The organism is Mesorhizobium sp. PL10, from assembly GCF_053714315.1.
Genome location: NZ_JBSKBR010000019.1, coordinates 16,077 through 29,017, shown reverse-complemented (window position 1 = coordinate 29,017; position 12,941 = coordinate 16,077). Strand labels below are relative to the sequence as shown.

General features: G+C 63.9%; 11 protein-coding genes. 2 read left to right on the top strand and 9 right to left on the bottom strand.

The features are described 5' to 3' along the window. Nucleotides 1-43 precede the first annotated feature (43 nt). The 7 genes from ACWGTO_RS25415 to ACWGTO_RS25385 all read right to left on the bottom strand — a co-directional run bounded on the left by ACWGTO_RS25415 (nucleotide 44) and on the right by ACWGTO_RS25385 (nucleotide 8,869). Nucleotides 44-2,710, bottom strand: a complete 2,667-nt coding sequence (locus tag ACWGTO_RS25415; protein WP_454577548.1) for a phosphoenolpyruvate carboxylase — start codon at nucleotides 2,708-2,710, stop codon at nucleotides 44-46. 68 nt (nucleotides 2,711-2,778) lie between these two features. After that, nucleotides 2,779-3,747 (bottom strand): 2-hydroxyacid dehydrogenase, encoded by a 969-nt coding sequence (locus ACWGTO_RS25410; RefSeq protein ID WP_454577547.1) that lies wholly within the window; start codon nucleotides 3,745-3,747, stop codon nucleotides 2,779-2,781. 72 nt (nucleotides 3,748-3,819) lie between these two features. Continuing rightward, nucleotides 3,820-4,719, bottom strand: a complete 900-nt coding sequence (gene sucD / locus ACWGTO_RS25405; protein WP_454577546.1) for a succinate--CoA ligase subunit alpha — start codon at nucleotides 4,717-4,719, stop codon at nucleotides 3,820-3,822. Between the two features lie 14 nt (nucleotides 4,720-4,733). Then, a complete protein-coding gene (locus ACWGTO_RS25400) occupies nucleotides 4,734-5,918 on the bottom strand; it encodes a malate--CoA ligase subunit beta (protein WP_454577545.1) in 1,185 nt (394 codons plus the stop codon). 18 nt (nucleotides 5,919-5,936) lie between these two features. Continuing rightward, the gene (locus tag ACWGTO_RS25395) at nucleotides 5,937-6,899 is read right to left on the bottom strand and encodes an HpcH/HpaI aldolase/citrate lyase family protein (protein ID WP_454577544.1); all 963 of its coding nucleotides are present in this window, start codon (nucleotides 6,897-6,899) and stop codon (nucleotides 5,937-5,939) included. An 11-nt stretch (nucleotides 6,900-6,910) separates the two neighbouring features. Next, nucleotides 6,911-8,101 (bottom strand): aminotransferase class V-fold PLP-dependent enzyme, encoded by a 1,191-nt coding sequence (locus tag ACWGTO_RS25390; protein ID WP_454577543.1) that lies wholly within the window; start codon nucleotides 8,099-8,101, stop codon nucleotides 6,911-6,913. 147 nt (nucleotides 8,102-8,248) lie between these two features. After that, nucleotides 8,249-8,869, bottom strand: a complete 621-nt coding sequence (locus ACWGTO_RS25385; RefSeq protein WP_454577542.1) for a LuxR C-terminal-related transcriptional regulator — start codon at nucleotides 8,867-8,869, stop codon at nucleotides 8,249-8,251. Nucleotides 8,870-9,256: 387 nt separating this feature from the next. On the opposite strand from ACWGTO_RS25385, the gene mgtE reads away from it, so the two are divergent. Further along, nucleotides 9,257-10,675: a magnesium transporter gene (mgtE, locus tag ACWGTO_RS25380; RefSeq protein WP_454577541.1), complete on the top strand. Its 1,419-nt coding sequence runs from the start codon at nucleotides 9,257-9,259 to the stop codon at nucleotides 10,673-10,675. A gap of 157 nt (nucleotides 10,676-10,832) precedes the next feature. Beyond that, complete coding sequence (locus ACWGTO_RS25375) at nucleotides 10,833-11,219, top strand: MerR family transcriptional regulator (RefSeq protein WP_095494799.1); 387 nt, start codon at nucleotides 10,833-10,835, stop codon at nucleotides 11,217-11,219. Between the two features lie 227 nt (nucleotides 11,220-11,446). On the opposite strand, the gene ACWGTO_RS25370 is transcribed toward ACWGTO_RS25375, so the two are convergent. Together ACWGTO_RS25370 and ACWGTO_RS25365 are read right to left on the bottom strand one after the other, a co-directional pair. After that, nucleotides 11,447-11,938, bottom strand: a complete 492-nt coding sequence (locus ACWGTO_RS25370; protein WP_454577540.1) for a methyltransferase family protein — start codon at nucleotides 11,936-11,938, stop codon at nucleotides 11,447-11,449. Next, nucleotides 11,935-12,930 (bottom strand): heparan-alpha-glucosaminide N-acetyltransferase, encoded by a 996-nt coding sequence (locus tag ACWGTO_RS25365; protein ID WP_454577539.1) that lies wholly within the window; start codon nucleotides 12,928-12,930, stop codon nucleotides 11,935-11,937. The genes ACWGTO_RS25370 and ACWGTO_RS25365 overlap by 4 nt, the downstream gene beginning before the upstream one ends. Between the last annotated feature and the right edge of the window lie 11 nt (nucleotides 12,931-12,941).

The following is a 12,941-nucleotide window of genomic DNA, read 5'->3' as shown; positions in this document are numbered from 1 at the left end:
ACGATGACGCCAGGTGACGTCGGTCGCACTGCGAAAACCGGGCTTATCCGGTCCACCCCAGGCCGGACGAGATACAATTGATCGAGACAAGCAGCGCATCTGTCGCCCGCTTTTGATCCGCCGCGCCGGTATTCGCCCTGACTTCTCGCAGCAGATCGACCTGCAGCCGGTGGATGTCGTCCATCTGGCCCCGCAGGCTGTCGAAACGCCGCTTGAACATGGGAAAGCGCACGGAAAGGTCGCCTCCGGTGAGGTCGCGGATCAGGCGTCGCGTCAATTCGTATTCGGCGCGGATACGGGTGTAGATGCGCTGAGAGGCATCGCGATCCGACACAAGGCCAGCGTAGAGAAGCGCGATCTCCATGTCGGACTGGTAGAGCGTCTTCTCCGCCTCGTCGACGATCAGACGGAAGAAGCGCGAGTGTTCGAACATGCGCGCCAGGAGGTCTCGCCCGGCATCGCCGCGCACCGCGACGAAGGAACTCAGCGCGCTGCCGATGCCATACCAGCCGGTCAGCAGATGGCGGTTCTGGCTCCAGGCGAACACCCAGGGGATGGCGCGCAGATCGGCAATGCCGCCGGCGCCGAAACGGCGCTCCGGCCGTGAGCCCATTTTCAGCAACCCCAGCTCCGCCACCGGGCTCGCCTGGTTGAAGTAATCCAGGAAGCCTGGCTCCGCCATCAACCTGGCATAGGAGGCCTGCGACATGCCGGCCAGCGCCTCCAGCGCTTCCTCGAACTCAGGCGTTTGCTTCGCCTCGACATCGCCGGGCGAGCCGACACTGTGCGCCAGCACGCCGGCGGCGAGGATCTCGAGCTGGTTGAGGCCGGTGCCGCGATTGGCGAATTTCGACGACACGACCTCGCCCTGTTCCGTCACGCGCATGGCTCCGGCGACGGTGCCCGCCGGCTGCGCGGCGATCGCCCGGCCGGTCGGCGCGCCGCCACGGCTGACGGAGCCGCCACGGCCGTGGAAGAAGCTGATCCGGACCTTTTGCTTGCGCCCGACGGCCGCGAGGCGCTTCTGCGCCTTTGCCAGTTCCCAGTTGGAGGCCAGGAAACCGCCGTCCTTGTTGGAATCGGAGTAGCCGAGCATGATTTCCTGGCGCGCAGCGAAATCCCGCACCGTGCGCCGCACCAGCGATGTGTCGAGCAGTCCATTGAGGATGGCAGGGGCGGCCTGCAGGTCGGCGATGGTCTCGAACAAGGGCACGATCCGCAGCCTGATCGTGCCCCCGCTGCCGGTCGACAGTCCGCAATATTGCGCCAACAGATAGACCGCGAGCAGATCGTCGACCGAGCGGGTCATCGAGAGGACGAAACAGCCGACAGCGTCGGTCTCCGCGCCGGAGGTGGCGATGACCGCGAATGTCGAAAGCAGTTCTTGTGCTTCAGGCGAGAGGCGGCCGGCGTCGATCTCCAATTGCTCGCTTTGGCTGAGTGCTGAGCGTATGCGCGCCGACCACTGCGGCGTGCCGAGCGCGACGGGATCGGCGGTCAGCGCAAACAGCTCGGCCAGCACGCGGTTGACGACCGTGGAGTTCTGCCTGACATCGAGCGAGACCGTACGAAAGCCGAAGCTTCGGACTTGCTGGAGCAGCGGCTGGACGAAACGCCTGGCCACAGCTCGGCCGCCGATCGCCTCGAGGACGGAAGACAGCCCGCTGAGATCGGCACCGAACGCCGCTGCCGAGGGGTACGCTGCCACACCGCCATCTCGCGTGGCCTCCAGCCGGGCCAGCAAGGCCGAGGCGAACTGGCGCAGCGGTTCGTCAGGGTTGCGGGCGGCGATTTCATGCGCCCGGCCGCTTTTGTCGAGCGCCTTTTGCAGCAGCGGCGTGAAGCTTTCCGGCAGGTCGACGACGTTCGAACTGACGCTGAGCACCGTCACCAGCCGCTGCATTTGCGTCAGGTACCAGCCAATGGCGGTGTTGCGGTATTCGGCCAAGGCATGGGCGGTCATGGCGGCGGTCACGTTCGGATTGCCATCGCGGTCACCGCCGATCCACGAGGCATAGCGCATGAAGGAAGGAATTCTGACCGGCTCTCCGGGATAGTGACGCTGGAAGGCGTCCTGAAGCTTGCCGTAGAGCTGTGGCGTCGCCTCGAAAATGACTTCGCGAAAGAAATGCAGGCCCCAGGCGATTTCGCGTTCGACCGTCGGGCGCTCCAGCCGCAATTCGCCCGTCATCCACAAAAGCTCGACCTCGCTTTCCAGATCGGCCACCAGAAGATCGCGTTCGCGTGGCGCCCAGCGCGGCTGGTCGAGCTCGGTCAGCTTGCGATAGATGCGGCGGTGGATTTCGAGAACGGTGACGCGTTTGGCTTCCGTCGGGTGCGCTGTCATGGTCGGGCCGACGCAGAGACCGTCGAGCGTCGCCTGGACTTCCTGCGCCGAGTGGCCGTTCGCCGCCATCTGCGCGATCACGCTGGCGAAGGATCCGGGCACTTCGTCGGCGCCGGCACCCTGTTCGAGTTCGCGGCGCGTGCGCATGGCAAGCAACTCATCTGATATCGCCAGCAACTGGAACCATACGCCGCTCGCCTGAAGGGCCGGGATGCGCTGTTCCGGGGCCAGCGAGACAAGCGACCTGCGCCCGCTCAGAACGGCGGCGATCTCGGGCTCGCGCGCGCTTGCGACCTGAAGCAGCAGCCGCAACAAAAGGCTGCGCTCGTCCTCGCGAAATCTGATGCGTTTGCTCTGTTCCACCACTGTCCTGATCCGTCCGCATTGGTTGGCACGCTAACGGCGCCGGAATCGACGGGCGGCGCCTTCTGTCAGGCGACCCGATCGGGCACCGGGCGGCCCTCGAAGAAGGCGGTCAGGTTCTCCACCACCTTCATGCCCATCGCCACCCGCGTTTCCTCGGTCGCGGAGCCCAGATGGGGCAACAGCACGACGTTCTCCAGCCGCTTCAATGCTTCTGGGACGGCCGGTTCGCCGTCAAAAACATCGAGGCCTGCGCCGGCGATTTCGCGCCTTTCCAGCGCACCGATCAGGGCGTCCTGATCGACAACGTCGCCGCGCGCCGTGTTGATCAGGAACGCGCCGGGCTTCATCAGCCGCAGGCTGCGGGCATCGATGAGGTGGCGGTTTTCCGCGCCGCCCGGACAGTGCAAGGAGACGAAATCGGATGCCGTGAGCAACCCTTCCAGGGTTTGCATCTGGACGGCGCCCATGGCGCGCGTCTCGTCGTCGTCGATCGGCGAGCGGTTGAAGAACACGATCCTCATGCCGAAACCGAAATGCGCGCGCCTGGCTGTCGCCTTGCCGATGCGGCCCATGCCGATGATGCCGAGGGTTTTGCCCGACACCTTTGCACCGGCCATGTGCGTCGGCGACCAGCCGCGCCATTCTCCTGCGCGTAGCTGGCGCTCGCCTTCGCCGGTCCGTCGCGCCACAGCCAGGATCAGGCTGAGCGCCAGGTCGGCGGTGCAATCGGTCAGCACGCCCGGCGTGTTGGTCACCACGATGTCGCGGTCGCGGGCGGCCGCGACGTCGATATGACTGAAGCCGACGCCGAAATTGGCGATGATGCGCGTGCGGGCATCGCTGTCGGGAAAGACTGTGACCGGCAGACGGTCGCTGACCGTTGCCAGGATCGCATCGTAGTCAGCGAAAGCCGATCCAATCGCGGCCGGGCTCAAGGGCGTGTCGCTGACGTTGAACGTCGTGTCGAAGCGCTCGGCAAGGATCGCTTCGACGGCGGCCGGCCATTTGCGGGTGACAATCAAACGGGGTTTCATCTGACATCCTGCCAATCGACGGGGTTGGCGATGGCGCCAACCCTCACATTCCGGGTTATTCAGGCGTTGGCCTCACGCCGCTTTCTTCATCCGCGACAGCGTATCGGCCACCACCTCACCGAAGGACGACGGCGTCGGCACGATGACGACTCCGGCGTCTTTGAGGATTTCGACCTTTTCCTGCGCCGACTCGCCGAAGGCCGAGATGATGGCGCCGGCGTGGCCCATGCGGCGTCCCTTGGGGGCGGACAGGCCGGCGATGTAGGCGATCAGCGGCTTCCTCATATTGTCGCGCGCCCAGATCGCGGCTTCGGCTTCCTGTGGACCGCCGATCTCGCCGATCATCACCACGGCGTCGGTCTCGTCATCCTGCTCGAACAGCTTCAGCATATCTTTGAACGAAGAGCCGTTGATCGGATCGCCGCCGATGCCGACGCTGGTCGAAACGCCGATGCCGAGCGCCTTCATCTGCGACGCGGCTTCGTAGCCCAGCGTGCCGGAGCGGCCGACGATGCCGACGCGGCCGGGCAGATAGATCGAGCCCGGCATGATGCCCATCAGCGCCTGTCCCGGCGTAATGACGCCGGCGCAGTTGGGGCCGATCAGCCGCATGCGGTCTTCGTAGCGGTAGCGGCGCATGTAGCGTTTGACCTGCATCATGTCCTGCGAAGGGATGCCGTCGGTGATGCAGACGCAGAGCTTGATGCCGGCATCCGCCGCTTCCATGATCGAATCGGCGGCGAAGGGCGGCGGCACGAAGACGATGCTGGCCTCGGCGCGGGTCTCGCGCACCGCGCCCTTGACCGTGTTGAAGACGGGCAGGCCGAGGTGCTTCTGGCCGCCCTTGCCGGGGGTGACGCCGCCGACCAGCTTGGTGCCGTAGCGTTTCATGTCCTCGGCATGAAAACTGCCGATCTTGCCGGTGAACCCCTGGACGATGACGCGGGTGCTGCGGTTGAGCAGGATTGCCATGTGTTCTCCCTCCCTCAGGCTGCTTTTTTCTTGGTGGCCGCGCGCCAGGCGGCGACGGCTTTTTCGGCGGCTTCGGCCAGTGTGTCGGCGACGATCACCGCTTCGCCGGAATCGGCCAGGATCTTGCGTCCTTCCTCAGCCTTGGTGCCGGAGAGCCGCACCACCAGCGGCACGGTGACGCCGACCTCGCGGATCGCCTTGATGACGCCTTCGGCGACCCAGTCGCAGCGGTTGATGCCGGCAAAGATGTTGACCAGGATGGTCTCGACATTCTTGTCGCCGAGCACGGCGCGGAAGGATTTCGCCACCCGCTCGGGCGAGGCGCCGCCGCCGATGTCGAGGAAGTTGGCCGGCTCACCGCCGGCGATCTTGATCATGTCCATGGTTGCCATGGCGAGGCCAGCGCCATTGATGATGCAGCCGATGTTGCCGTCGAGGCCGACATAGGAGAGGCCACGGTCGCTGGCGAAGGTTTCGCGCGGGTCTTCCTGGCTCTTGTCGCGCAGTTCGGAGATTTCCGGCCGCCGGAACAGCGCGTTCTCGTCGAACGACATTTTGGCGTCGAGCGCGATCAGATTGCCGTCGCGAGTCACCACCAGCGGATTGATCTCCAGCATCGAGGCGTCGTAGTCGCGGAACACCTGGTAGCAGCTGAAGATGGTTTCGGTCGCCTTGCCGATCAGATTGTCTTCCAGCCCGAGCCCAAAGGCGATTTCGCGCGCCTGGAAGCGCTGCATGCCGACGCCGGGATCGACCGCGGCACGGATGATCGAATCCGGCGCCGTTTCGGCGATCTCCTCGATTTCCATGCCGCCGGCGGCCGAGGCCACGATCATGACGCGCTCCTCCTTCCGGTCGAGGACGAAGCCGAGATAGAGCTCCTGCGCGATATCGACAGCTTCTTCGAGATAGAGGCGCGAGATCAGTTTTCCGCGCGGGCCGGTCTGATTTGTGACCAGCTTGCGTCCGAGCATCGCTTCGGCGGCGTTGGAAATCTCGTCGTCATTGACGCAAAGCTTGATGCCGCCGGCCTTGCCGCGGGCGCCGGAATGCACCTGCGCCTTCAGCACCCATTTGCCGCCGCCGATTTCGCGCGCCCTGTAGGTCGCCTGCTCAGGGCTGTAGGCCAGTCCGCCACGCGGCACGTGCACGCCGTGGCGGGCCAGCAGTTCCTTGGCCTGGTATTCGTGGATGTCCATCTTGTCCTCCCGGAGATATCAGTGCGCGGCGACACGGGCCTGGCCCGCGCGTTCGATCGCTTCGTTCACCACCAGCACGTTGCGCGCCATGCGCTCCGAAGCGGCATCGATCATCTTTCCGTCTAGAGCTGCCGCGCCCTTGCCGGCGGCCTCGGCCTCCTTCAGCACCTCAAGGATGCGCCTGGCGCGGGTGACTTCCTTTTCCGGCGGCGAGAAGACGTCGTTGGCGAGCGCGATCTGCGATGGGTGGATCGCCCATTTGCCTTCGATGCCGAGGGCTGCCGCTCGCTTTGCGCCGGCGATGTAGCCTTCCGGATCGGAAAAATCGCCGAACGGCCCGTCAATGGCGCGCAGTCCATAGGCGCGGCAGGCGACGGTCATGCGCGACAACGCGAAATGCCACTGGTCGCCGGGATAATCGGGATTGAGGCCGCCAATGTTGACGGTGCGCGCCTTGCAGCTAGCGGCGTAATCGGCGACGCCGAAATGCATGGCTTCCAGCCGGCCGGGCGTGGCGGCAATCGCCTCGACATTGGCCATGCCGAGCGCGGTTTCGATCAGCGCTTCGAGGCCGACGCGGGTCTTGTAACCCTTGGCCATCTCGATCTGGTTGACCATGGCCTCGACCATGTAGAGATCGGCCGGCACGCCGACCTTCGGCACCAGAATGGTGTCCAGCCTGTCGCCGGCCTGCTCCATGACGTCGACCACGTCACGGTACATGTAATGGGTGTCGAGGCCGTTGATGCGCACCGAGACGGTCTTGCCCTTGGCGCGCCAGTCGATGTCGTTCAGCGCCTGGACGATGTTCTTGCGGGCGCGCTCCTTGTCGGGAGGGGCGACCGCATCCTCGATGTCGAGGAAGATGAAGTCGGCGGCGCTGTTGGCCGCCTTGTCGATCATTTCCGGGCTGGAGCCGGGAACGGCAAGTTCGCTGCGCTGCAGCCGCAGTTTCTTCAAATGGTTGATGGTGTGGCTCATCGTCTTGTCCCTCAGGCGGCTTCGGCGACCGGCACGGCGGCCGAGGCGCGGAAATGCTGGATGGCGGCACCGACACCGGAGCCGGGCGCAAGCCGGACGCCGCAATCGAGCAGCGTGAGTTCAGCTGCGGACAGCGAGGCCAGCACCATCACTTCGTTCAGCCAGCCGAGATGGCCGATACGGAAGACCTTGCCGGCCACCTTGTTCAGGCCGCCGCCAAGGGACGTCTGGTAGGCCCCGGCTGCACGCTTGACGACGTTGGCGCTGTCGATGCCTTCCGGCACCAGAATGGCGCTGACCGTATCGGAGTGCCATTTCGGCGCCTTGGCGCATAGCTTCAGGCCCCAGGCGTCGACCGCCTTGCGCACGCCTTCGGCGAGACGATGGTGGCGGGAAAAAATGGTTTCGAGCCCTTCCTCGGCGATCAGGTCGAGCGAGGCGCGCAGGCCGCGCAGCAGCTGTGTAGCCGGCGTATAGGGAAAATAGCCGGTGTCGTTGGTACGGATCATGTCCTCGAAGGAGAAGTAGCAGCGGCGGTGCGTCGCCGTGCGCGATGCGGCGAGCGCTTTCTGGCTGACGGAGAGGAAACCGAGGCCGGCGGGCAGCATGAAACCCTTCTGCGAGCCAGAGACTGCGCAATCGACGCCCCATTCCTCCTGGCGGAAGTCGATCGAGCCGATCGACGAAACGCCGTCGACGAAGAGCAGGGCAGGGTGGTTTGCGTCGTCGAGCGCGGCGCGGCAGCCGGCGACATCGCTGGTCACACCGGTCGCGGTCTCATTCTGGGTGCAGAAGATTGCCTTGATGCGGTGTGCCTTGTCGGCCTTCAGCCGCTCGGCATAGAGCTCGAGCGGCACGCCCGTTCCCCATTCGCAGTCGATGACATCGACCTCGAAGCCGAGGCGCTCGGCCATGTCGACCCACAGATGCGAGAACTGGCCGAAGCGCGACATCAGCACGCGGTCGCCGGGGCTGAGCACATTGGTCATCGCCGCTTCCCAGGCGCCGGTGCCGGAGGAGGGGTAGATGAAGACGCGGCCGGTCTCGTTCTTGAAAACTTTTTTGACGTCTTCGAACAGCGGCAAAGTGAGATCCGGGAAGGACGCGGCGCGCATATCCTCCATCGGCAGGTTCATCGCCTGCCGGACCTGTTCGGGAATATTGGTCGGTCCGGGAATGAAAAGATGGGTGAAACCGGCCATGGTGCGAACTCCTCCTGATCCAGCAAAGCGGTGATGGGGAGTTTCGTTTCGAGGGCTAAAGGCGACAACACCTTGCCGGGTAACATCTCACTGCCTGTGGGTGGGGGAGGCCTACCCGATCGGCCTACCCGGGTGGCACGTGTTGTCCTACCCGAAAGGTTGTTTCGAGGTGCGCCTTTCCCTCGAATAGAGCGCGACAGCCATCGCCCGGTTGCGGACATCGAGCTTGTCGTAGAGATTCTTGAGGTGGTATTTTACCGTGTTCTCGGAAATCCCCGTCCGCGTGGCGATCTGCAGATTGGTCCAGCCGTCGGACAGCACCGCCAGCAGCTCGCGCTCGCGCACGGTGAGCTGCGCCAAGGGCGTGTCGTTGACCTTGTTGATGTCGATATAGGGGATGCAGATGCGGCCATGCGCGACCGCCAGGATCGTTTCGAAGATGATCGACGGGTCGTCGAACTGGAAGCAGTAGCCCTGGGCGCCGAGCCGCACGCACTGCTTCAGGATGCCGATGTCGTGGTCGTTGGAAAACACCGCGATGCGCACGCCGAGCTTGCGGCTGTGAACCTCGGCCAACACATCGGCGCCGTCCATGTCGGCGAGCTTCCAGCCGATGACGGCGACGTCGAATTCACCTTCCGCTGCCAGCTCGATGAAATGCCTGCCGCTTTGCACGCAGGCCAGGAGCTCGAAGCGTCCGTCGCAGTCCAGCATTTCGCGCAGCGCCGATATCACGAGCGGATTGCGTTCTGCCACGACCACGCGCACGCGCCGTTCCGCGGTTGCCTTGGTTTCTGTCTGTGACCTGATCTTCAAGAGCTTCCGGCTGTTCTGGTTGCAACCTGAGCGGTCCGGCGATTGCCTGGACCTGCATCATGACAATTCTGCCTCAACCGTGTGGGGGTGCTCTTTCCCCAGCGACATGCGCTGTCGCGTCGTCTGAAGCGGGCGGGGCATCGGTTTTCGATGGAAACGGCATAGTTGCTGCGGCTGGAGCGATCTTGCTGCCGGTGTCGTCAATTGGCCGGATAGGGTGTATTTCGTTTGATATTCCGTGCGTTAGGGCGATAGGTTCGCAAATCGAATCGTACTGCCGCTTCATGCTCTATTCCTAAGATTGCAGCTTGTCCGGAATCCTGATGGCGGGAGGCGCCGGTGGAAGGCGAACACGAACAGACGAGCGGCGCCAAAGCCGCTGACGATACCCACGTCGATATCTATGGCGAGGACGGCGTCGTTCTGTCGTCGTTCCTGGCGCAGATCGGCGCTGCCATCGCCGATCGCGACACGCTGACGCTGAAGCGCGAAGTCGACGACCTGCACCAGTCGGAACTCGGCGATCTGCTCGAGGCGCTGCACCCCGAACAGCGCCGTGCTCTGGTCGAGCTTCTCGGCACCGATTTCGACTTTTCGGCGCTGACCGAAGTCGACGAGGCGATCCGCCGCGACATCGTCGACAACCTGCCCAACGAACAGATCGCCCAGGGCGTTCAGGACCTCGATTCCGATGACGCGGTCTACATTCTCGAAGACCTCGAAAAGGAAGACCAGGACGAGATCCTGTCGCAACTGCCGTTCACCGAGCGGATCAGGCTGCGCCGCTCGCTCGACTATCCCGAAGAGACGGCCGGCCGCCGCATGCAGACCGAGTTCGTCGCCGTGCCGCCGTTCTGGACCACCGGCCAGACCATCGACTACATGCGCGAGGACAAGAACCTCCCCGACCGTTTCAGCCAGATCTTCGTCATCGATCCGAGCTTCAAGCTGCTCGGGGCCATCGACCTCGACCAGATCCTGCGCACCAAGCGCACGGTCAAGGTCGAGGAGGTGATGCATGAGACGCGTCACGCCATCCCGGCCACCATGGACCAGGAAGAGGCCGCGCGGGATTTCGAGCAGTACGATCTTCTCTCCGCCGCCGTCGTCGACGAGAACGAACGGCTGGTCGGCGTGCTGACCATCGACGACGTCGTCGACGTCATCCAGCAGGAGGCCGAGGAAGATCTATTGCGCATGGGCGGCGTCGGTGATGAAGAGCTGTCCGACAGCATCTTGTCGACCTCGCGCTCGCGCGTTCCCTGGCTGCTGGTCAACCTGCTGACGGCGTTCCTGGCGGCATCGGTGATAGGCCTGTTCGACCGCACCATCGAGCACATTGTGGCGCTGGCCGTACTGATGCCGATCGTGGCCGGCATGGGCGGCAATGCGGGATCGCAGACCATGACCGTCACGGTGCGTGCGCTGGCGACGAAGGACCTCGACATCTATAATGCCGGCCGCATCATCCGCCGCGAAATGGGCGTGGGCTCGATCAACGGTATCATCTTCGCCGTGCTGATCGGCATCGTCGCGGCGGCTTGGTTCCGCGATCCGAATCTGGGCGGCATCATCGCGGCGGCGATGATCATCAACATGTTCGTGGCCGCGCTCGCCGGCATCCTGATCCCGCTGCTGCTCGACCGATTCAAGATAGATCCGGCGGTGGCGTCGGCGGTTTTCGTCACCACGGTCACCGATGTCGTTGGCTTTTTTGCCTTTCTCGGCCTGGCGACCTGGTGGTTCGCGGTGCCCTAGAGAAAGGGTAGCGCGGTCTGAATTGACTTTTACGTAAATGCCGTGCGACGTTCGTGTCGGGGTTTCACGCCGAGTCCGGCTTGGAACGGGGTTGATCGGAATGCGTTGGAAATGCCGGCGACCGGTCATTTTCCAATGTCCGACATTTGGAGCGAGAATGCGGGAATATTATTCGATCACCGAACTGACGCGCGAATTCGACGTGTCGACGCGCACGCTGCGCTTTTACGAGGATGAGGGGCTGGTGCAGCCGGTCCGGCGCGGCCGCACAAGGCTGTTTCGACCTTCGGACCGGCATCTGATCCGCCAGATCATGCGTGGAAAGCGACTCGGCTTCTCGATCAACGAAATCCGCGAAATCATCCAGATGTACAAGGAGCCGCCAGGCGAGGTCGGCCAGCTCAACCTGATGATCAGGCGCATCGAGGAAAAGCGCGAGGATCTCAGGCAGAAGCGGCGGGATCTTGAAGAAACGCTGGCGGAACTCGACCAGGCGGAAGAGTCGTGCGTGGAGCGGCTGGTGGAGCTAGGGGTTAATACCTGAACCTTCGTCATTCTAGGGCGAAGCAGGAGCGAAGCTCCGTCGCGGAGACCCTAGAATCCATTCCGTGACCTTGGCCGTGGAGTGCAGCGGCGCATAATTTCGCAACGTTTGCAATGATTTAGCGTCACGGCATGGATCCTCGGGTCTGCGCTGCGTCGCTTCGCTCCTTGCTTCGCCCGTGGATGACGAAGGGTTGGGCGTATCAGTCACTCGCCGAAGTACCGCTCTCAGATCCAGCGCCGGACCCGCTTTGCGTAATCGCGATACTTCTTGCCGAATTTGGCTGCCAGCACTTTTTCCTCGCTCTCGATCGCGACCTTCTGGGTGGCGAAGGCCGCGATCAGCGCCAGCGGCAGGAACCAGACGATCCCTGAAACGAAGGCGGCGCCGATCAGCAGCAGCGTGTTGGCGAGATACATCGGATTGCGGGTGACGCCGAACGGGCCTGACGTCACCAGATGCTCCGGCACGCCATTGGGGTTCATTGTCGTCCTGGCCCGCATCATGGTGCGGATCGCGGTGAACCACAGTGCGGCGACGGCAAACAGCACCACAAAGCCGGCGGCGAACAAAAGGTCGCCCAGCAGGTCGCCGATCCAGGGCAGGGGATAGAGTAAGCCGAGCACGACACTGATGGCGATGGCGGCGCAGTAGATCAGCGGCGGCCACGGAATCAGTCCTCGTTTCGGCAGCCCGGGTTTTGGCGCCTTGTCGGTCATTGTTGCCCTCCCTGCGTCATCGGGCCCTCCTCCGTCTTGGCGGTGCAGATGCCGGCGAGTTCACCGAGATGCGTCTTGAACTCCGGGGTCTGGTCGCCATTGTAGAGCCGGTCAAATGCTGCCTCGCCTTGCAGCGTGTCCAGCATGCACACACAATAGCTGGCGCAGAACTCCGTGTCGCGCTGCTGTTCGCAGGATACCTGGCATTCCTTGAGGAACACCACTTCCCGTGTCTCGACCGGCGCCGGCGCGATCTGCGAGAACAGCCAGACACAGCCGAACAGCAACGGCTGGTGGATCAGGTAGAAAGCCAGGCTGTGGCGGCCGATGAAGGTGAGCGGCTTGGCCCAGCTTCCTGATGTCAGCGTCGCCAGCCGCGCCAGCACGCCGCTGGTGGACGCCAGCTTTGCCGCGGCGATGCCGACAAGCACGGCGCCGAACCAGGGAAACAGCGGAACGTAATCGTTGGAGCGCGGGTTGATCGCCGACAGGCCGACCCACCACAGCCCCGGATGATCGAAGGCTTCGGATCTGAGATAGAGGGGTGCTGCGATCACCACCGCCGCCACGACCAGCGTCAACAAGGACGGCAGCCGCAGGAACAAAAGGCCGAGCAGGCTGGCCAGCGCGATCTCGTGCAGGATGCCGAAGAAGATGAAGCTGTCCGGCGTGATGAAATACGTGACCGCCGATATGGCCACCGCCGCGACGGCTACCATGGCGAACCGCTTCCAGAAGCCGTTCCAGCGGATCTGCCTGCCATGGGCGAGGAACAGGCTGACGCCGACCAGGAACAGGAAGGTCGAGGCGATGCAGCGTGCATAGAGCTTCCACCAGCCGACGGCGGTAAGGCCGGGATCGGTGTAGTGGAAATTTTCGAGATCCCAGGTGAAGTGGTAGCTGGCCATGGCGATCAGCGCGATGCCGCGCACGATGTCGATGGCCACGATGCGGCTCGGTTGATCTCCAGCGGGTGCGGTATGGATGCTCATGGTCTCGCGAT